Annotated in this window: 18 protein-coding genes; 15 read left to right on the top strand and 3 right to left on the bottom strand. The window is 71.0% G+C overall.

Annotation, left to right across the window (positions count from 1 at the left end; all coding sequences use genetic code 11):
- Positions 1-255: 255 nt before the first annotated feature.
- Entirely contained in the window at positions 256-660 is a 405-nt protein-coding gene (locus IE239_RS29780) for a hypothetical protein (protein WP_229878389.1), read from the bottom strand.
- Positions 661-903: 243 nt separating this feature from the next.
- Positions 904-2,070: a xylose isomerase gene (xylA, locus tag IE239_RS29775; RefSeq protein ID WP_190152523.1), complete on the bottom strand. Its 1,167-nt coding sequence runs from the start codon at positions 2,068-2,070 to the stop codon at positions 904-906.
- A gap of 139 nt (positions 2,071-2,209) precedes the next feature.
- Here xylA and xylB point away from each other — a divergent pair, with 139 nt between their 5' ends.
- The 4 genes from xylB (at position 2,210) to exaC (ending at position 8,281) form a co-directional block, all read left to right on the top strand.
- A complete protein-coding gene (gene xylB / locus IE239_RS29770; protein WP_190152522.1) occupies positions 2,210-3,655 on the top strand; it encodes a xylulokinase in 1,446 nt (481 codons plus the stop codon).
- 72 nt (positions 3,656-3,727) lie between these two features.
- Positions 3,728-4,936: an ROK family transcriptional regulator gene (locus IE239_RS29765; RefSeq protein ID WP_190152521.1), complete on the top strand. Its 1,209-nt coding sequence runs from the start codon at positions 3,728-3,730 to the stop codon at positions 4,934-4,936.
- Positions 4,937-5,388: 452 nt separating this feature from the next.
- Complete coding sequence (locus IE239_RS29760) at positions 5,389-6,645, top strand: GAF domain-containing protein (protein WP_190152520.1); 1,257 nt, start codon at positions 5,389-5,391, stop codon at positions 6,643-6,645.
- Between the two features lie 112 nt (positions 6,646-6,757).
- Complete coding sequence (exaC, locus tag IE239_RS29755) at positions 6,758-8,281, top strand: acetaldehyde dehydrogenase ExaC (RefSeq protein ID WP_190152519.1); 1,524 nt, start codon at positions 6,758-6,760, stop codon at positions 8,279-8,281.
- Positions 8,282-8,690: 409 nt separating this feature from the next.
- On the opposite strand, the gene IE239_RS29750 is transcribed toward exaC, so the two are convergent.
- Positions 8,691-9,398, bottom strand: coding sequence for a GntR family transcriptional regulator (locus IE239_RS29750; RefSeq protein ID WP_190152518.1), 708 nt, complete (start codon positions 9,396-9,398; stop codon positions 8,691-8,693).
- A 151-nt stretch (positions 9,399-9,549) separates the two neighbouring features.
- Between IE239_RS29750 and IE239_RS29745 the strand changes: the two genes are divergently transcribed.
- The 11 genes from IE239_RS29745 (at position 9,550) to IE239_RS29695 (ending at position 19,650) form a co-directional block, all read left to right on the top strand.
- Entirely contained in the window at positions 9,550-10,626 is a 1,077-nt protein-coding gene (locus IE239_RS29745) for a Rieske 2Fe-2S domain-containing protein (protein WP_190152517.1), read from the top strand.
- A 58-nt stretch (positions 10,627-10,684) separates the two neighbouring features.
- Positions 10,685-11,125 carry a transporter substrate-binding domain-containing protein gene (locus IE239_RS29740; protein ID WP_190152516.1) on the top strand — a complete coding sequence of 147 codons (441 nt, stop codon included), beginning with the start codon at positions 10,685-10,687 and terminating at the stop codon, positions 11,123-11,125.
- An 85-nt stretch (positions 11,126-11,210) separates the two neighbouring features.
- Positions 11,211-11,693 carry a hypothetical protein gene (locus IE239_RS29735; protein ID WP_190152515.1) on the top strand — a complete coding sequence of 161 codons (483 nt, stop codon included), beginning with the start codon at positions 11,211-11,213 and terminating at the stop codon, positions 11,691-11,693.
- 30 nt (positions 11,694-11,723) lie between these two features.
- Entirely contained in the window at positions 11,724-12,689 is a 966-nt protein-coding gene (locus IE239_RS29730) for a PDR/VanB family oxidoreductase (RefSeq protein ID WP_190152514.1), read from the top strand.
- Between the two features lie 192 nt (positions 12,690-12,881).
- Entirely contained in the window at positions 12,882-13,151 is a 270-nt protein-coding gene (locus IE239_RS29725; RefSeq protein ID WP_190152577.1) for a hypothetical protein, read from the top strand.
- A 333-nt stretch (positions 13,152-13,484) separates the two neighbouring features.
- Positions 13,485-14,480 carry a fumarylacetoacetate hydrolase family protein gene (locus tag IE239_RS29720; protein WP_190152513.1) on the top strand — a complete coding sequence of 332 codons (996 nt, stop codon included), beginning with the start codon at positions 13,485-13,487 and terminating at the stop codon, positions 14,478-14,480.
- Positions 14,477-15,439, top strand: coding sequence for a cyclase family protein (locus IE239_RS29715; RefSeq protein ID WP_190152512.1), 963 nt, complete (start codon positions 14,477-14,479; stop codon positions 15,437-15,439). The genes IE239_RS29720 and IE239_RS29715 overlap by 4 nt, the downstream gene beginning before the upstream one ends.
- 49 nt (positions 15,440-15,488) lie before the next feature.
- The gene (locus IE239_RS29710; protein WP_190152511.1) at positions 15,489-16,616 is read left to right on the top strand and encodes an FAD-dependent oxidoreductase; all 1,128 of its coding nucleotides are present in this window, start codon (positions 15,489-15,491) and stop codon (positions 16,614-16,616) included.
- A 53-nt stretch (positions 16,617-16,669) separates the two neighbouring features.
- On the top strand, positions 16,670-17,653 hold the full coding sequence (locus tag IE239_RS29705; protein ID WP_229878388.1) for an amidohydrolase family protein: 984 nt from the start codon (positions 16,670-16,672) through the stop codon (positions 17,651-17,653).
- Positions 17,654-17,678: 25 nt separating this feature from the next.
- Positions 17,679-18,617, top strand: a complete 939-nt coding sequence (locus tag IE239_RS29700; RefSeq protein WP_190152509.1) for a VOC family protein — start codon at positions 17,679-17,681, stop codon at positions 18,615-18,617.
- 85 nt (positions 18,618-18,702) lie between these two features.
- Entirely contained in the window at positions 18,703-19,650 is a 948-nt protein-coding gene (locus IE239_RS29695) for a fumarylacetoacetate hydrolase family protein (RefSeq protein ID WP_190152508.1), read from the top strand.
- The last annotated feature ends 16 nt before the right edge of the window (positions 19,651-19,666 follow it).

Here is a 19,666-nt window from a genome sequence, read left to right as displayed (position 1 = left end):
GTTCGCATATCGTCCTCAGCGCCGTGTCGGTCCGGCAGACGGCCGCCGCTCCGCTTTCACCTCCAGACAGCACACCGTTCGGTGCGTGCCTCTGCTCTCGGACCGCGCCACTCCGGCCCTCATCAAGGACAACGTCTACGTCTACGGGATGACGGACGGCGAAGGATGCCTTCCACGCCCAGGGGCGGCTGGTCGAACAGCGGCATCGCTGCGTCGTTCGCGTACGTGCGGCTGCCGCGCGGTCGGTGACGCCGGCTACGAAGCAGGCTCCGCCGCCTGTGGCAGCAGCGACTCCAGTCCACTCGGAAACTCCGTCGGGAGTCCGCTCGGCAACTCGGTCGGCAGAGTGCTCGGCAACTGCGTGGGCAAGCCGGTGGGGAGGTGCGACGGCAGTTCGCCCGGGAAGCCGCTGGGCAGTTCCACCGGAAGGCTGGCGGAAGGCTTCGGAGAGGTCGTGGCGCTGTCCCCGGGGCCCGGCGCGTCGTCCGGGGAGCGGTCGTTCGAGGCCGTCAGCACGACGGCGAGCACGACACCGGCCACGATCAGCAGGACGAGCACCACGAAGAGCGGCTTCCTGGGCCGGCCGGGACCGCCCGGGCCGTCGGCCGTCCCGGCCGCGTAAGGGGCGGTGGGCGGTCCGAAGCCGCCGGGAGGCGGCATGTCACCCGGCGGTACGGGCGGCTGAGGCGGTACGGGCGGTAGGGCCATACCGCCCAGCCTGACCGTGGGCCCGTCCAGGAGGCGACCCCCGCGCGCGAGTTGATACCGGTTCAGGTCACGGAGGACATGATTCCGGCGTATTGCGCCCGGAGGTTCCGTCGGCCGCCGGACGCGAACGTCCGGCGGCACGCGTGTGTGCGGCCCCCTCGGCCGTACACACACGCGCGCGTGTGTGCGGTTGTTTCAGCCCCGAGCGCCGAGGAGGTGGTCCATGGCGAGCTGGTCGAGGTGCTCGAAGGCCATCCCCCGGGCTGCGGCCGCCTCGGGGTCGAAGTCCTCGAAGGCGGTGCGGTCGGCGAGCAGACTCTGCAGTCCGTCGGCGGCGGTGGCCTGGGCCAGCTCGTCGAGACGCGAGGCGCGCAGGGCCTCCTGGACCTCCGGGTCGCCGCGGAAGGCGGCCGCGCGGTCCTTGAGGATCAGGTAGTTGCGCATGCAGCCCGCGGCCGACGCCCACACGCCGTCGAGGTCCTCGGTGCGCGGCGGCTTGAAGTCGAAGTGCTTCGGGCCCGCGTAGCCGGCACTCTCCAGCAGGTCGACCAGCCAGAACGCGGCACGCAGGTCGCCGGCGCCGAAGCGCAGGTCCTGGTCGTACTTGATGCCGGACTGGCCGTTGAGGTCGATGTGGAAGAGCTTGCCCGCCCACAGCGCCTGCGCGATGCCGTGCGGGAAGTTCAGCCCGGCCATCTGCTCGTGGCCGACCTCGGGGTTGACGCCGTACAGCTCCGGGCGCTCCAGGCGCTCGATGAAGGCCAGGGCGTGGCCGACCGTGGGCAGCAGGATGTCGCCGCGCGGCTCGTTCGGCTTGGGCTCGATGGCGAACTTCAGGTCGTAGCCCTGGGCCGTCACGTACTCGCCGAGGAGGTCGAAAGCCTCCTTCATGCGGTCGAGCGCCACACGCACGTCCTTGGCGGCACCGGACTCCGAGCCCTCACGGCCGCCCCAGGCGACATAGGTCTTCGCACCCAGCTCGGCGGCCAGATCGATGTTGCGGATCGTCTTGCGCAGGGCGTAGCGGCGCACGTCACGGTCGTTCGCCGTGAAGGCGCCGTCCTTGAAGACGGGGTGCGTGAACAGGTTGGTGGTGGCCATCGGGACGGTCATGCCGGTGGTGTCCAGAGCCTGGCGGAAGCGCTTGATGTGCTCCTCGCGCTCGCTGTCGGAGGACCCGAACGGGATCAGGTCGTCGTCGTGGAAGGTCACGCCGTAGGCGCCCAGCTCGGCCAGGCGCGTCACCGTCTCGACCGGGTCGAGGGCGCGCCGAGTGGCGTCGCCGAACGGGTCCCTCCCCTGCCAGCCGACGGTCCACAGGCCGAAGGTGAACCTGTCGTCGGGGGTGGGCTGGTAACTCATGCCGCGGCTCCTTGCTCGAAGACTGTCGTGCTGGCGGTGGCGAACTATTTCGTCATGGCCGTTTACAAATTAGTATGCGGACGCATCTCTGGGAAGACAGATCCCGCAGAGCCGCGGAAAAAACTTGAGGGAGAACCCGATGTCAGCAGCCGAGGGTCCGCTCGTCGTCGGCGTGGACACGTCCACCCAGTCCACCAAGGCCCTGGTCGTCGACTCGGCCACCGGCGAGGTCGTCGCGAGTGGCCAGGCCCCGCACACGGTCTCCTCCGGGGCCGGTCGCGAGAGCGACCCGCGCCAGTGGTGGGACGCCCTGCGCGAGGCGTTGCACCAGTGCGGCGACGCGGCGCGCGAGGTGGCCGCGGTGTCCATCGGAGGACAGCAGCACGGGCTGGTCACGCTGGACGGGCGCGGGGAGCCGGTGCGTCCGGCACTGTTGTGGAACGACGTGCGGTCGGCGCCCCAGGCCCGTCGGCTGACCGAGGAGCTGGGCGGCGCGAAGTTCTGGGCGGAACGCACCGGATCCGTGCCGGCGGCCTCCTTCACGGTCACGAAATGGGCCTGGCTGGCCGAGAACGAGCCGGAGGCCCTGCGGGCCACGAAGTCGGTACGCCTCCCCCACGACTACCTCACCGAGCGTCTGACGGGCGAGGGCACCACGGACCGCGGCGACGCGTCCGGCACCGGCTGGTGGGCTTCGGCCACGGAGGCGTACGACGAGGAGATCCTCGCCCACGTGGGGCTCTCCCCCGCGCTGCTGCCCCGCGTGGTGCGGCCCGGCGAGGTGGCGGGCACCGTGCGCGACAGCCACGACCTGCCCTTCGCCAAGGGAACGCTGGTCGCCCCCGGCACCGGCGACAACGCGGCGGCGGCCCTTGGCCTCGGGCTGCGCCCGGGCACACCGGTCCTGAGCCTGGGCACCTCGGGCACGGTGTACGCGGTGGCCAAGCACCGCCCCACCGACCCCACCGGCACCGTGGCCGGCTTCGCCGACGCCCACGGCGACTGGCTGCCGCTCGCCTGCACCCTGAACTGCACACTCGCCGTCGACCGCGTCGCCGCTCTGCTCGGTCTGGACCGCGAGGCCGTGGAGCCCGCCGAGCACCTCACCCTGCTGCCCTACCTGGACGGCGAACGCACCCCGAACCTGCCGAACGCCTCCGGCCTGCTGCACGGGCTGCGCCACGACACGACCGCCGGTCAGCTCCTCCAGGCCGCCTACGACGGCGCCGTGCACTCCCTGCTCGGCGCGCTCGACCTGGTCCTGGACGAGGACGCCGACCGCTCGGCCCCCCTTCTGCTGATCGGCGGCGGCGCCCGCGGCGACGCCTGGCAGCAGACCGTGCGCCGGCTGTCCGGGCGGCCGGTCCAGGTGCCCGAGGCCAGGGAGCTCGTCGCGCTGGGAGCCGCGGCGCAGGCGGCGGGCCTCCTGACCGGCGAGGACCCGGCCGCCGTCGCCCGCCGCTGGGACACCGCGCGGGGCCCGGTCCTCGACGCCGTCGATCGGGACGAGGCGACGCTGGGCCGTATCGCCGGGGTACTCTCCGACGCGGCCGCGCTGCTGGAACGGAGCACGGACGCGCGCTGAACACCGACGCCCGGACATCGGTGCCTTGACATCGGCACCCCAACATCAACAGATCGACGAATCGACGGAGGCATGACCGCACCGCCGCACGAGGCCCGGCCGACCGGACCGGGGCGCGCGCTGCCCGACACCCAGCAGGGCATGCGCCGGCGCAATCTGGCCAGGGTGATGCACGCCGTCCACGCCGACGGACCGCTCTCGCGCGCGGGCATCGCCTCACGCATCGGTCTGACCCGGGCGGCGGTCTCGACCCTCGTCGACGAGCTCATACGTACCGGTCTGCTGGAGGAACTGGGCCCCGAGCGGCCCGGCCGGGTGGGGCGCCCGGGATCGGCGCTGGCGGTCAGCGGGCGCGGACCGGTGGGCATCGGCGCCGAGGTCGGCGTCGACCATCTGGCGGTCTGCGCCGTCGACCTGCGTGGTGACGTCCGGGCGCGTGCCGAGCGGCACGTCGCCAACCGGGGCCGCTCCCCCGGGCCGGTCGTCGAGGAACTGACCGGGCTCGTGCGCCAGGTCGTCGCCGAGGCCGAGGGCGAGGGGCTGTGGCCGGCGGGCCTCGCGGTGGCCGTCCCCGGCCTCGTCGCCCGCGACGCCCGCACGGTCGTCCGTGCGCCGAACCTCGGCTGGCAGGACGTCGACCTCGGGGCGCTGCTGCCCGGCGAATTCCCCCTGACCGTCGACAACGAAGCCAACTTCGGCGGGCTGGCCGAACTCTGGCTCGGCGCGGACACTCCGGCGAACTTCCTGCACGTGTCGGCAGAGATCGGCATCGGCGCCGCGCTGGTCGTGGACGGCAGCCTGCTGCGCGGCACCCGCGGCTTCGCGGGCGAGCTGGGCCATGTGCCGGTGCATCCCGACGGGCCGGAGTGCGGGTGCGGCGGACGCGGATGTCTGGAGCAGTACGCCGGTGAGGAGGCGGTGCTGCGGTCGGCCGGGCTGGAACCGGGCGAGGACCGCGTCGGCCTCCTCGCGGGCCGCGCCGCGGACGGTGATCCGGAGGTGCGGCGCGCTCTGCGCGAGGCGGGAACAGCCCTGGGCATCGCCCTGACCGGTGCGCTCAACCTGCTGGATCCGCAGAGCGTCGTGCTCGGCGGCGCCCTGGCCGGACTCGCGCCGTGGCTTCTGCCGTCGCTGGAGGCCGAACTCTCCCGGCGCACGGCGGGCCCCGCCTGTCCCGTCTCCGTCTCCCGGCTGGGCCCCGAGGGACCCCTGCTCGGGGCCGCGCACTCGGTGGTGCGAGCCGTGCTCGACGACCCGGCCGCGGTGGCGGAGCGAGCCTGAGAGGCCTACGGGCGGCAGGCGGCGGGCGGCAGGCAGCGACGGGCGGCGGGAAACGTTCGGAGCGGGGCGTTCCGGAGCGAGATGTTCCGAAGCGGGGCCTGAGGACGCCGCCTCGCTGCGTCCCTGACGGGTCTCGGCCCGTGTGCGCCCCGAAGGACAGGTTCATGTGTCACCGAGGCCGCGAGCCGGGTCCGCGTGCCTCGCCCTGGCCGCCGGATGACCGGAACCCCTCCTTCGGGTGACCGAGTTGTCCACAAACGCGGGTTCGTCCACGGATCTCGGCCGTTCCCCCTGTCCGCCCGACCGGCGCCCGTAGCGTGATCACACGACCCGCCGGCGACGTTTCGACTGAGTGTCGCCGGACGGTTGTCGCGCCGCGCACCCGGCGTGACGATGTCCCCAGCCGCACCCTGCGACCCGCACTCAGCCGTACCGCGTTCCGGGAGGACCAGTTGACCGATCCCTGGGTGGCCCTGGAACCCGGGGCCGACCCCGCCGAGCGAGTACGGCTCCTGCGTCGGGCGCACGAGACGTTCACCGAGGCGGGCACCGTGCCCCGACCGGTGCGTGCCGTCGTGGCCGACTCGTGGCGGCGTTCCGCGCGGGCCGGCGTCGGCCCGGACGGCGCCGCGAGCGTCGAGTTGGACGACGGTGAGCTGGGCGCCTACCGCTGCGAGCATCCGCTGGCTCGAGTGATGCCCCTGTTCCGCGAGCTGATGGGCACGTTCGCCGCCGACGGCGAGCATCTGCTGGCGGTGTGCGACGCGCGCGGCAGGCTGCTGTGGGTGGAGGGGCACGCGGCGACCCGGCGACAGGCGGGGCGGATGAACTTCGTGCCCGGCGCACGCTGGGCGGAGAACGCGGTGGGGACGAACGCGCCCGGCACGGCGGTCGCCCTGGACCGGCCGGTGCAGGTGTTCGCGGCCGAGCACTTCATACGGCGCGTGCAGCCGTGGACGTGCGCTGCCGCCCCGGTGCACGATCCGCGGACCGGGCGGGTCCTGGGCGCCGTGGACATCACGGGCGGGAACGGGCTGGCACACCCGCACAGCCTGGGGTTCGTGCAGGCGGTCGCCCGGGCCGCGGAGGCCCACCTGGCGTTGCTCGCCCCGGTCCGGCAGGCGGCCGAGACACCGCGGCTGACCGTGCTGGGCCGGGACGAGGCGCGAGTGGTCACCGGTGGACGGGCCATCAGGCTGAGCCGTCGGCACAGCGAGATCCTGTTGCTGCTGGCCCGTCGCCCCGAAGGCCTGACGGGCGATGAACTGCTGTGCGCGCTGTACGAGGACGAGTCGGTGACACCGGTGACGCTGCGAGCCGAGCTGGCCCGGCTGCGCGGGGTGCTGGGCCCCGGATTGCTGGCCTCGCGGCCCTACCGGCTCACCGCCGCGTTCGAGTCGGACCTGGACGTCGTCGAACGACGGCTGGCGGCCGGCGCGGTGACGGCGGCGCTGACGGCGTACACCGGGCCGCCGCTGCCGGGATCCCGGGCGCCGGCGGTGGCACGGCTCCGACGGCGTCTCGCCGACGGTCTGCGCGCCGCGCTGATCGGCTGCGGCGACCCCGACCTGCTGGCGGACTGGGCGCACGCACCCTGGGGCGAGGACGATCTCGACGTGTGGCGGGCTCTCTCGGCAGCCCGTCCGACCGCGGCGACCCGGGCCCGCCTCGCGTCCCTGGAGTCGGAACTGACGGCGCCGGGAGAGTGACCGCGCCCCTGAACACGGCCGGCACCGCAACGTGACCGCAACGTCCGCTTCCCTAGCGTCGTGCACGGAGCTGTCCGACGGCGGGCAGCGCTGCTGAAGGAGGCAGACCAGGATGACCCGTTACGCGGCGCCCGGAAGCGAGGGCGCGATCGTCTCCTACCAGGCGCGCTACGACCACTGGATCGGCGGCGAGTACGTGCCGCCCGCTCGCGGGCGGTACTTCGAGAACCCCTCGCCGGTGAACGGGGAGACGTTCACGGAGGTGGCGCGCGGCACGGCGGAGGACGTGGAGCGGGCGCTGGACGCGGCGCACGCGGCCGCGCCGGGCTGGGGCCGCACGTCGGCGACCGAGCGTTCCGACATCCTGCTGAAGATCGCCGACCGCATGGAGGCGCACCTGGAGCCGCTGGCGGTCGCGGAGAGCTGGGAGAACGGCAAGCCGGTGCGTGAGACGCTGGCGGCGGACATCCCGTTGGCCATCGACCACTTCCGCTACTTCGCCGGCGCGGTCCGTGCCCAGGAGGGCTCCCTCAGCCAGGTCGACGACGACACCGTGGCGTACCACTTCCACGAGCCCCTCGGGGTCGTCGCGCAGATCATCCCGTGGAACTTCCCGATCCTGATGGCCGTGTGGAAGCTCGCTCCGGCCCTCGCCGCGGGCAACGCCGTCGTGATCAAGCCCGCCGAGCAGACGCCCGTCTCGCTGCATTACTGGATGAGTCTGATCGCGGACCTGCTGCCGCCGGGCGTGGTGAACATCGTCAACGGGTTCGGCCCGGAGGCCGGCAAGCCGCTGGCGTCCAGCCCGCGGGTGGCGAAGGTGGCCTTCACGGGTGAGACGTCCACAGGACGCCTGATCATGCAGTACGCCGCCGAGAACCTGAAGCCCGTCACGCTGGAACTGGGCGGCAAGTCGCCGAACATCTTCTTCGACGACGTGTGGGACAAGGACGACGACCTGCGCGACAAGGCCCTGGAGGGCTTCACCATGTTCGCGCTCAACCAGGGCGAGGTCTGCACCTGCCCGTCGCGCGGCCTGATCCAGCGCGGCAACTACGGCGACTTCCTCCAGGCGGCCGTGGCCCGCACCGAACTCATCAAGCCGGGCCATCCCCTCGACACGGACACGATGATCGGCGCGCAGGCGTCCAGTGACCAGCTCACCAAGATCCTCTCGTACATCGACATCGGCCGGCAGGAGGGCGCCAAGGTCCTCACGGGCGGCGAACGCGCTGAATACGACGGCGAGTTGAAGGGCGGCTACTACGTCCGACCGACGATATTCGAAGGGGACAACCGCATGCGGATCTTCCAGGAGGAGATCTTCGGCCCGGTGGTGTCGGTGGCCTCGTTCGACGACTTCGACGACGCCGTCAAGATCGCCAACGACACCTCGTACGGCCTGGGGGCCGGTGTGTGGACCCGCGACATCAACACGGCCTACCGCGCCGGCCGGGCCATACAGGCCGGCCGGGTGTGGACGAACTGCTATCACGCCTACCCGGCGCACGCGGCCTTCGGAGGCTACAAGCAGTCCGGCATCGGACGGGAGACGCACAAGATGATGCTGGAGCACTACCAGCAGACGAAGAATCTGCTGGTGTCATACTCGCCGAAGAAGCTGGGCTTCTTCTAGGCGCAGAAAAAGGGCGCCTGACCAGGGCTGATGCCCGGCAGGCGCCCTTCTCGGAGCGCATCTGAGCAGCGAATGGAAACCCACCCTTACTCCCGATATCTCCCACCCGCACCCCAGCTCTGACCTGCAGTTCCGGGGCATTTCCGGGCCAAGGTCTCGCCAAGCTCGACTCTGCCGGTGTCGCCTACCGGCTATCCGGACGTCGCCAACGACGCCGGTGGGCCGTCATGACCGTCGCGTCGAAACTTCGCCCAGCTCGCCGGACTCGGGCACGCGACCCAGGAAGACGAGAGCTCCTCCAGCGGCACAGAAGTATCCCAAGCCGACCAAAGTCATTGAGCGCAGTGAGATTGGTCGGCGGCTTGGTGGATCCACGCCGCCTCGTCACGGGATCGGCAGGTCTTCGACGTCAGCGCAGCCCGTCGGAGCCCGGCCGGGGCCGCAGCTCGATCTCGCTGCCTTCCGGCAGCGTCTCCTGATAGCCCGCGTACATGTGCTCCGTCGCCAGCCGGACCAGGCGTTCCTCGTCGCCGGCCCGGGCTGCCTCGAAGATCGCGCGGTGTTCGCTCGTCATGAGCGGGACGTTGGCGGCGTCGTCGACGTACGAGCGGGTGATGCGGCGGTTGACCGGGTGGTCCCACAGCGTGTCGATCATCCGTAGCAGGAGCGCGTTCCCGCAGGGCTCGATCAAGGACATGTGGAAAGCGCGATTCAGCTCGAACTGCGCCACCGCGTCGACCGGGTCGGACGCCGCCATGTCCTCGATCAGCGCAAGGAGCCGCGCCAACTGGGCCCGGTCGTGCCTGCCGCAGGCGAGCCGCAGAGCCAGGGTCTCCAAGGACTGGCGCACCTGGTAGACCTCGGAGATGTCGCTCGGCTTCAGGGCGTTGACGATGTAGCCGCTGCCCGGCACCCAGGTGACCAGGTCCTCGTGGGCGAGGCGGTTCAGCGCGTCGCGCAGCGGGGTGCGGGACACGCCCAGGCGCTCGGCCAACTGCTCCTGCACCAAGGGGGAATCGGCCTCCAGACCGCCGGAGACGATCTCGTCGCGGAGCCGCTCGTAGACGCGGACGCCCAGGGGGCGTGTGTCCCGGGGGTCGCCCCGCAAAGGCTTCACGTCGCGCTCCGTTCCTCACGCTTGTCGTCGGCGGATGTCGCCGCGAGGCCGGATCGGCCTGGGGAGAGAAAACCATTCCGGCAGGCCCATTGTCTCCCATGAATGCACTGTATACAGTGCATTCACCGCATCCAGAGGGAGGTTGTCGATCATGTTCGTCCTGAATACCTGGTATGTCGCCGCATGGTCTGCGGAGGTGACCGAGAAGCCGGTGCGCCGGGTCATCTGCAAGCAGCCGATCGTGCTCTACCGCACACCGGACGGCGCGGCGGTCGCCCTCGCCGACCGCTGCGCCCACCGCGCCTACCCCCTGTCCGCGGGCCGTACGGTCGGCGATTCGATCGAATGCGGCTACCACGGCTTCGCCTACGGCCCCGACGGCGCCTGCACCCGCGTCCCCGCCCAGTCCGCCATCCCGGCCCGCGCCCGGGTGCGCAGCTACCCGATCGTGGAGAAGGACGGCTGGATCTGGGTCTGGACGGGAGACGTGGAACTCGCGGACGAGAGCCTGGTCCCGGACACGCACTGGATGGCCGACCCGGAGTGGGCGACGGTCACCCACACGGTGCTCTTCGAGTGCCGCCACGACCTCATCCACGACAACCTGCTGGACCTGACGCACGAGTCGTTCCTGCACAAGACGACCGTCGGCGACGACTACATCTACGAGCACGGCATCACCGTCGAGGTGGACGGCCGGGTCGTGACCGCCGACCGGCTGATGCCCGGCGTGGAAGCGCCGCCGCTCTACGCCCGGACCATGGCCACCGACGGCCTGTACGACCGGTTCCACGCCACCGAGTTCCACGTCCCGAGCTACCACGTCCTGCACTCCGGGATCACCGGCCGGGGCCGGCCGCGCGAGGAGGGCTACCTGATCAAGGTGCTCAACGGGATCACGCCGGTCGACGAGAAGACCACCTGGTACTACTACGCGTTCAGCCGGAACTTCGCCGTCGACGCCGAGTGGGCCACCGAGGAGCTTGAGGCCGGGCTCGCCACCGTGCTGCGGGAGGACGCCGACGCCCTGCGGGAGCAGGAGATCGGAATGCAGGAGCGCCCCGAGGGGGAGCACGACGTGCTCATCGGCCAGGACGCCGGCGTCGCCAAGGCCCGCCGGATCCTCTCCCGGCTCCTGGCGGCGGAGCAGCAGGCCGGCGACCGGGCGCTGGGAGCGGACCGCTCCGGCCCGGCGTCCCAGGCCACGCCCGTCGCAGTCCAAAGCTGAAACCGCCTGCCGCGCTCATGCCCTGCTTATCCCGTTGCCCTCCCGGTCCCACCGCCTCGTGAACGCGGGCTTCGACACCATCCTGCCGGGCCTGGTCGCGAAGACGTACGACATCGGGGCCTCGGCGTTCGGGCTCACCCCGGAGCGATCCAAGACCGTCGGCTTCGTGCCGTATGTGAACGGCGGGAGCGGCCTCGCGGCCAAGGCGGGCAATCCGCTGGGACCGAAGAGGGAGCCGATGCCGTTGTGCGGGCACTCCGTCTCCGCCCAGAAGGGCTCCGTCCAGGGGCTCGACCAGCTCCCGGCCATATCGAAGAAGTGTACCCGAGCGGGCAAGGACCCGGTCAGGATCGACCTGTTCCCCTCCCAGGACGAGGCCAACCTGGCGGTCGTCAGCGGGCGGGTCGACGCGGTCATGGGTGAGGACGGTCCGGCCCGGCAGGTCATCACCGAACCCCAGCACGCGCGTACCAAGGCGTTCCTGGCGGCCGTGCGATGAGCCGGAGAAACCCGGCACGCCCATCTCCACGCCTGATCCACTCGGCTGGAAACCCGACCCGCAGCAAAGACAAGGAGGCAGACCGATGAGGCTCCTGCTCCGCGCCAACGCCCACCGGCAAGTGGCCAGCGCCTGCTGGGAAGTCGCCGCGTCGCCGGACACACCCCGACGCGAGCCGTGGCAGTGGCAGGTGCGCCTACTCACCGGCGGCCAGGGACCGTCCGACCTGCCGTCGGAGACGTCGCGCCGGGTTGCCGCGCCCCTGCCCGGCGGGGCGACCGTCGAGATCGTGGCCGACTCTCTGACAGCCGCGCCCGCAGTCGACGTCCTCGACCCCAGCCCTTCCCTCACGGTGGTGCGCACGGAAGGCGAACTCATGGTCCTTATCGCCTCCGGCGGGCGGGTGCTGGTCGAGGACCGCCACCTGCTGGCCGAAGCGGACGCACTGGTGCTGGCGGGAGACGACCCCCTCAGCGTCAGCGTGCACCGCTCGGATGGTTCGGACTCCAGGGTCGCGGTGGTCCGTCTGACGCCCGTCGCGGACAGCGCCCTGAGCTGGGTGCCCTAGTAACAGGTTCGAGGCTCAAAGGTTGTGAAAATGCGTGTGACAAGCGAGGAGCAGCGCCTGCGGCTGCGGGTGACCGCCCTGGTGTGGGAGGCCGAGGGAGTGCTCTCGGCGCACTTGCGCCGGTCCGACGGCGGCGACCTGCCACCGTGGACGCCGGGGGCCCATCTGGACCTGCACCTGCCCGGCGGCCCCGTCCGCCAGTACTCACTGAGCGGCTCACCTGCCGACCGCACCACCTGGCGAGTCTCCGTCCTCCGGGAGAGCGCCTCGCGGGGCGGGTCACGGGCGGTGCACGAGTCCCTGCGGCCCGGTGACGTCGTCGACGTCACCGGCCCCCGCAACACCTTCGCTCTCGTCGACTCCCCCGAGTCGGAGTACCTGTTCATCGCCGGAGGCATCGGCATCACGCCGATCATGCCGATGATCGAGGAGGTCGCCACGTCGGGGGCGCGCTGGTCCCTGCTGTACGGGGGCCGGTCCCGGTCGAGCATGGCGTTCCTGCCCGACCTCGCCCGGTACGGCGACCGAGTGACGGTCCGCCCGCAGGACGAGTACGGACTGCTCGACCTGGACGCGTTCCTGGGCCCGCCGCGGCAGAACGCATCTGTGTACTCCTGCGGTCCGGAGCAGCTGCTCGCCGCCGTGGAACAGCGCTGCGTCGCCTGGCCGCCGGGAACGCTGCACTTGGAGCGGTTCGCCGCCCACCCCACCCCGACTGCCGCCGAGGAAGAGGCCTTCGAACTGGTGCTGCGCCGGACCGGACGCAGCTTCACCGTGAAGCCCGGCAGCACGATCCTGGAGGTCCTGGAGGAGAACGGCATCGAGCCGCCGAACTCGTGCAGGGAAGGCATCTGCGGAACATGTGAGACGAAGGTCGTCGAAGGCATCCCCGATCACCGGGACAGCCTGCTGACGCAAGAGGAACGGGACGAGAACGACACGATGATGATCTGCGTCGGCCGCGCACGCTGCCGCCGCTTGGTCCTGGACCTGTGAAGTCCGTGCAACGGGAAGTTCGCAGGTCATGGGTCTGGTGTGAGGGCCGGGCGGGATACACGAGCTGGTCGTCGGCGGTATCCACGGTGAAGATCGTCTGACGTGCCGGCCGGAGCCGTTGTCGGGTTCCGCTGCGCCGAGGACCGTGCCGCTCTGACCATCCGTCACCGGGTGGGATGTGGCGGGGAGGGCGTGGGCAAGCAGGAGCCGGAGCGGGTCACGGCTCGCCTGAACTGGACACGCCGGCCGCGGATCGGCCAAGCGACTGCAGGAGGTCCAGGCCCCGAGCGGGAGGACCTGGTGATCGCCGAGTGGGTGCTGAACCGGCTGGCCGAGCAGTACCGGGCCGAGGCGGAGGCCGCCGCGACCGTCGCTCCGGCTCCCGCCCGGGTGGCGGGGCGGACGGTTCTGCTGATCCCGCACCGCAGCAAGAATCCCCGACGAGGCCGCGCTGCCCGCTGACCACCGCAAGATCCTGTCGATCGTGCGGGCCGCTGACGGCCCGGTCCAGGACGCGCGAGGGCGCCGCTCATCGCGGGCTGGCTGAGCCCGATGCACTGCCCGGCCCTGGCGACACTGCGTTCCTCCAGCAGAGCGCGCAGAGCCACCACGAGATTCAAGGTCAAGGCTGGCCAGATGCATGACGCTCCCGAGCGCTGATCACCCGTCGCGCGAGACAAGAGACGAGACCAGAAGCTCATCGGCCCCACCGATGAGCTTCATCCGGCGAATCGATTTCCCCAATCGGGTGCGGTGCGGCCAGATTAGTCGCACCGCCACCGAGAGGACACATCCGTGAAACGTGATGTTGATTCACCGACCTTCTCCGGCCCCTTCGCTCTCGGCACCGTCAGCGCACCGGGCCGGGATCCGTTCCCCGCTCTGGTCGTGCCGGGCGACCGCGTGATGGACCTGCGTGCCGCCCTGGGCGCGCCGGAGCTCACCGTGCGCACCCTGCTGGAGGGCTGGGACGACGTGCTGCCCCGCCTGCGCACTCTGGCCGCGGACACGGCCGGCGACCGGCTGCCTCTGGACGGTCTGCGGGTGCATGCCCCGGTGGAGCCGCGGCAGGTCTTCCAGTCCGGCGCCAACTACCGGCAGCATGTGATCGACCTGGCAGTCGCCCACCGCTCCCCCGACGACCCCCGCACGGTCGAGGAGGCGCGGGTCGAGTTCGCGGAGGTCATGGACCGCCGGGCCGCCGAGGACCTGCCCTACGTGTTCATCGGTCTGCCGAGCGCGATCACCGGCCCGTACGACGACGTCCTCCTGCCCGCCTGGGCCGCACAGCCGGACTGGGAACTGGAGCTGGTGGCCGTGATCGCCAAGCCCGCCCACCGAGTCTCCGTGGAGGAGGCGCTGGAGTACGTCGTCGGCTACACGATCGCCAACGACCTCACCGACCGCGCCACCGTCTTCCGCCAGGACATGCCCGGAATCGGCACCGACTGGCTGCACAGCAAGAACGCCCCCGGCTTCACCCCGCTCGGCCCGTGGATCGTCCCCGCGGAGTCGATCGCCGACCCGGGCGACCTGCGGATCACCCTCAAACTCAACGGCGAGACCATGCAGGACGAGTCCACCAAGGACATGATCTTCGGCGTCGCACGCCTGGTGTCGTACATCTCCCAGACCGCGCGGCTCCTGCCCGGCGACCTGGTGTTGACAGGATCCCCGGCCGGCAACGGCATGCACTGGGGGCGGCTGCTGCGCGACGGCGACGTCATGGAGGGCTCCATCGCCGGACTGGGCACCCAACGCACGCGATGCACGGCGGAGACCGCGTCATGAGCCCGGACCGCACCGATCCCGAGGCCGCGATCGCCGAGGCCGCCAAGGCGTACTCCAACTGGGGACGCTGGGGAGAGGACGACGTGCTCGGCACCCTGAACTTCCTCGACGAGGCCAAACGCCGCGAGGGCATGGCCCTGGGCCGACGCGGGGTGAGTTTCTCGCTCTCCCAGCGCTTCGACATGGACGGCCCGCAGAAGGGCTGGCGGCGGCGCACCAACCCCGTCCACACCATGCTGATGACCGGCACGGACGCGGCTCTCGGCAACCAGGGCTCCCCGCACGGGATCGGGGGCGCCGACGACCTCATCACGATGCCGTTGCAGTGCTCCACCCAGTGGGACGGGCTCGGTCACGTCTTCGACCACGGCAAGGCGTGGAACGGACGCGATGCGCAGAAGGTCGTCACCGCCGAGGGCGACCTGGTCACCGGCATCGAGCACATGGCCCGGCACGTGGCCGGGCGCGGCGTCCTCCTCGACGTGGGACGGGTCATCGGCACCGACGGCGAGCTGCCCGACGGCTTCGCCGTCACCGAGGAGCACCTGACCGCGACCGCCGATGCGCACGGCGTCCCCGTCGGCCGCGGGGACATCGTCCTGGTACGCACCGGCCAGCTGACCCGCGTCCGCCGCGAGGGCTGGGGCGAATACGCGGGCGGTGACGCGCCCGGCCTGTCCTTCACCACCGCGGGCTGGCTGCACCGCACCGAGATCGCCGCGATCGCCACCGACACCTGGGGCTTCGAGGTCCGGCCGAACGAGTTCGACAACGCCTTCCAGCCGCTGCACCAGGTCGTCATCCCCAACATGGGCCTGCTGGTCGGCGAGATGTGGGACCTCGACGTCCTCGCCGCGGACTGCGCGGACGACGGCGTGTACGAGTTCTGGCTCACCGCCGCGCCCCTGCCCATCACCGGCGCCGTCGGCTCACCCGTCAATCCGATCGCCGTCAAGTAGCCCATCGACCCGACCGTCACGACCTGACAAGAGGAACAAGGAAGTTCCCATGACCCACACCCGCACCGTCCTCGTCATCGGCGGCGGCACCGCAGGAAACGGCCTGGCCGTCCTGCTCCGCAAAGCCGGCATCGACGTCGACCTCGTCGAAGCCAAGGCCGACTGGAACGTCCACGGCTCCGGAATCACCACTCAAGGCAACGCCCTGCGCGTCCTGCGCGAGATCGGCGTGTGGGAGGAGGTCGAGAAGCTCGGCTTCGGGTTCGACGCGCTCGGCATCACCGCTCCCGACGGGACGGTGCTGCACGTCGACGCCCATCACCGCACCGGCGGCCCGGACCTGCCCTCGGTTGTCGGCATGCAGCGGGCGGACCTCCAGCGCATCCTCATCGACGCGGTCCGAAGATCCGGTGCCCGGGTCCGGCTCGGCACCACCGTCCAGCAACTGGAACAGGACGCCTCAGGAGTCGACGTCACCTTCAGCGACGGCACCACGGGCCGCTACGACCTGGTCGTCGCCGCCGACGGACTGCACTCCGCCACCCGCGCCATGATCGGCATCAGCGAGCGGCCCGAACCCGTCGGCATGGGCATCTGGCGCGTCTGCGCCCCTCGGCCCGCAAGTGTCGAGCGCACCGACCTCGCTTACGGCGGGCCCTGCTACATCGCCGGTTACTGTCCCACCGGCCCGGACTCCCTCTACGCGTACCTGGTGGAGCCCCAGCGGGACCGTGCGAACCTCGACCCTGACACCTTCGGCGAGGAGATGCGCCGTCTCGCCGAGCCGTACGGCGGTGCCTGGGACGAGATCCGTGCATCCATCACCGATCCGAAGAAGGTCAACTACACGGTGTTCACCCGGCACCTGGTCGAGGGCTCCTGGCACCGCGGCCGCGTCGTGCTCGTCGGCGACGCCGCGCACAGCTGCCCACCTACTCTGGCCCAGGGTGCGGCGATGTCCCTGGAGGACGCCCTGGTCCTGGCGGAGCTGCTCGCCGGCCACGACGACTGGAACGACGAACTGCTCACGGCCTACTACGAGCGGCGTATCCCCCGAGTCCGGCTGGTCGTGGACGGTGCCGTCCAGATCTGCCGGTGGCAACTGGACGGGGTACGCGACGCCGACGTGCCCGGTCTGATCGGCCGCACGATGACCATGCTGACGGAACTGCCGTGACGACGCCCACCCGTCTCCCACCACCGCCCTTTCAAGGAAGCGCTGCGCGCCCTTTGACCGTCGACGTCCACGCCCACGTCGTACTCCCCGAGCTGGAGGAGGCCGTCGCCGGGTGGCCGGAACGCGCCGCCGCCCGCGCTCTGGAGGGCCGCCGCATCGGCCCGGAGGCCCAGGCCGTCAGTGGGCCCATGATCCGTGACCGCATCCCGAAGCTGACCGACACCAAAGCCCGCCTGGCCGCGATGGACGCCTGCGATGTCGACATACAGCTCGTGTCTCCCGTCCCGGACTACCACTACTGGGCGGAACAGGAGCTGGCCCGCGCCGTGTGGGAGCTGGCGAACACCGGTGTCGCGGCACACTGCGCGCAGGCGCCGGAGCGGCTGCGCGGCCTCGGGCTGGTCCCGCTCCAGCACCCGCACCTGGCCGTCGAGGCTCTCGAACACGCCTTGGAACAGGGCCTGTCGGGTGTCGAGATCTCCTCGCACGCGCCCGGCCGCGAACTGTCGGACCCCGCATACGAACCCTTCTGGAGCCGCGCCGAGGAGACCGGGGCGGTGCTGTTCCTGCACCCCTACGGCTGCACCCTCGACGAGCGCCTCGACCAGTGGTACCTGTCCAACACCGTCGGCCAGCCCACCGAGAACGCCGTCGCGCTCTCCCATCTGATCTTCTCCGGCGTCCTGGACCGGCACCCGGAGCTGAGGCTGATAGCCGCGCACGGGGGCGGCTATCTTCCCACCCACATCGGCCGCTCCGACCACGCCTGGCGGGTCCGTCCTGACGCCCAAGGCTGCGCCCACCCGCCCAGCAGCTACCTCAGGCGGCTGTACTTCGACTCGCTCGTCCACGATCCGTCCGTCCTGCGCGAGCTGGTGCGGATCGTGGGCGCCGACCGGGTGCTGCTCGGTTCCGACTTCCCCTTCGACATGGGGGCCGACGACCCGCTGGCCGCTCTGCGCGCCGCTCACCTGCCCGATTCCGACTTCCACGCCATTCGCGGTGCCAACGCGGCTTCGCTGCTGCGCCTCATCTGAGGCCACCTGAACAGGAGCCCCACTCATGACCGAGCGTCTGCTCACCCATCTGAGGCATGTCGACCTCGCCGTTCCCGACTACGACACACAGCTCGACTTCTACGCCGGCATCTGGGGCCTGACCAAGGTCGCCGAGGACTCCGGCATCTCCTTCCTCGCTGCCGAGGGCAGCCCCGAGCAGTACATCGTGCGGCTGCGCAAGGCCGAGGAGAAGCGCCTCGACCTCATCTCCTACGGCGCCGCCACCCCGGCCGACGTCGACACCCTCGCCGAACAACTCCTCGCGGGCGGCGTGCAGTTGATCACCCGGCCGGGCAAGGTCGACACCCCCGGCGGCGGCTACGGTTTCCGCTTCTTCGACATCGACGGGCGCACCGTCGAGGTCTCCGCCGACGTCGCCGTACGGCAGCACCGGAAGATCGAGGAGAAGGAGTCGATCCCGGTCAAGCTGTCGCACGTCGTCATCAACTCCCCCGATCTCAACGCCACCAGGGAGTGGTACGAGCGCCACCTCGGCTTCCGGCTCTCCGACACCCTCTGGCACCCGAAGATGGGTGAGGCGATGCACTTCATGCGGATCAGCTCCCAGCACCACTCGATGGCCATCGCCCAGGGACCGCACACCGCCCTGCACCACATCTCCTTCGAGATGCGCGGCATCGACGAGTACATGCGCGGCACCGGCCGACTGCTGCGCGCCGGGGTGCACAAGGTATGGGGCCCCGGCCGCCACTACGCGGGCGACAACACCTTCTCCTACTTCCACGACCCGCACGGCAACACCGTCGAGTACACCACCGAGCTGGAGCAGCTGGACGAGGACACCTGGCACCCTCACGTCTACGACTTCTCCACCGACGAGGTCTCCGACCAGTGGGGCACTGCCAACCCTGTGAACGAACTGGTCGCCAAGGAGTCCTTCAACGACCCCGACCGCGGCTGCTTCATCGCCCCGCCGGTCTGATCCTCCCCACTCCGGGGGCGCCGCGATGCCCCGCTCATGGCCCTGAGTGCCCGCCGCGCCCCCGGCCCAGCCCCCTGGAGCCCCCATGCGCTTCGCCACCTACGAGTATCAGGGCCGCCGCAACTGCGGCGTGATCGACGGTGCCGCCGTACGTGCCTTCCCCGACGGCACGACACTGCTCGACCTGATCCGCTCCGGACTCCCGCGAGCGGCCACCGACCTCCCACCCACCGCGGACCCCGTCGCGCTGGATGCCGTACGGCTGCTCCCGCTCCTGGAACCGCCTTCCGTGCGGGACTTCTACACCTTCGAAGAACACATCGAGGGCGTACGGCGCTCCGGTGACCGCGGCGTACCCGATGCGTGGTACGACGCGCCCACCTTCTACTTCACCAACCCCCAAGCCCTCGTCGGCGCGCACGACGACATCCCGTATCCGCCCGGCAGCAAGGTGCTGGACTTCGAACTCGAGGTCGCGGTGGTCATCGGCCGCGAGGGCCGCGACCTGACGCCCGAGCAGGCACGCGACCACATCGCCGGATACACCCTGTTCAATGACTGGTCGGCCCGTGACCTCCAGATCCGCGAGATGCAGGTGGGCCTCGGCCCCTGCAAGGGCAAGGACACCGCCACCACCCTCGGCCCCTGCCTCGTGACCCCGGACGAGGTGGAACCGTACCGCGACCCGGACGGCTTCCTGCGCCTCTCCCTGACATCGGAGATCAACGACGAGGTCGTCGGCAAGGACCTGCTGTCCAACATGAGCTGGACCTTCGAGGAGATGGTCGCCTACGCCTCACGCGGCACCGTCGTCCGCCCCGGCGACGTGCTCGGCTCGGGCACCTGCGGCAACGGCGGCTGCCTGGCCGAACTGTGGGGCATCCGGGGCGAGCGGGTCCCGCCGCCGTTGAAGCCCGGCGACACCGTCACCCTCACCGCAGACGTCCTCGGTTCCGTCCGCAACACCGTCATCCCCGGCACCGAGCCGGTGCCCCTGCCGACCGGCCGCCGACGGCCCCGGAGCCGCCCCTGATCCGATCCGGGCACAG

Origin of the sequence: Streptomyces humidus (assembly GCF_014649655.1) — a bacterium.
Lineage (GTDB): Bacteria > Actinomycetota > Actinomycetes > Streptomycetales > Streptomycetaceae > Streptomyces > Streptomyces humidus.
Note: the sequence above shows the minus strand (reverse complement) of the source record. Positions and strands in the feature narration are given on the sequence as shown.

Bases quoted from the DNA above. Each gene is read 5' to 3' on its own strand.
- IE239_RS29715 (WP_190152512.1), top strand. From the start codon at position 14,477: ATGAGCCCGGACCGCACCGATCCCGAGGCCGCGATCGCCGAGGCCGCC.
- xylB (WP_190152522.1), top strand. From the start codon at position 2,210: ATGTCAGCAGCCGAGGGTCCGCTCGTCGTCGGCGTGGACACGTCCACC.
- IE239_RS29780 (WP_229878389.1), bottom strand. From the start codon at position 660: ATGCCGCCTCCCGGCGGCTTCGGACCGCCCACCGCCCCTTACGCGGCC.
- exaC (WP_190152519.1), top strand. From the start codon at position 6,758: ATGACCCGTTACGCGGCGCCCGGAAGCGAGGGCGCGATCGTCTCCTAC.
- IE239_RS29695 (WP_190152508.1), top strand. From the start codon at position 18,703: ATGCGCTTCGCCACCTACGAGTATCAGGGCCGCCGCAACTGCGGCGTG.
- IE239_RS29700 (WP_190152509.1), top strand. From the start codon at position 17,679: ATGACCGAGCGTCTGCTCACCCATCTGAGGCATGTCGACCTCGCCGTT.
- IE239_RS29730 (WP_190152514.1), top strand. From the start codon at position 11,724: ATGCGTGTGACAAGCGAGGAGCAGCGCCTGCGGCTGCGGGTGACCGCC.
- xylA (WP_190152523.1), bottom strand. From the start codon at position 2,070: ATGAGTTACCAGCCCACCCCCGACGACAGGTTCACCTTCGGCCTGTGG.
- IE239_RS29745 (WP_190152517.1), top strand. From the start codon at position 9,550: ATGTTCGTCCTGAATACCTGGTATGTCGCCGCATGGTCTGCGGAGGTG.
- IE239_RS29735 (WP_190152515.1), top strand. From the start codon at position 11,211: ATGAGGCTCCTGCTCCGCGCCAACGCCCACCGGCAAGTGGCCAGCGCC.
- IE239_RS29765 (WP_190152521.1), top strand. From the start codon at position 3,728: ATGACCGCACCGCCGCACGAGGCCCGGCCGACCGGACCGGGGCGCGCG.
- IE239_RS29710 (WP_190152511.1), top strand. From the start codon at position 15,489: ATGACCCACACCCGCACCGTCCTCGTCATCGGCGGCGGCACCGCAGGA.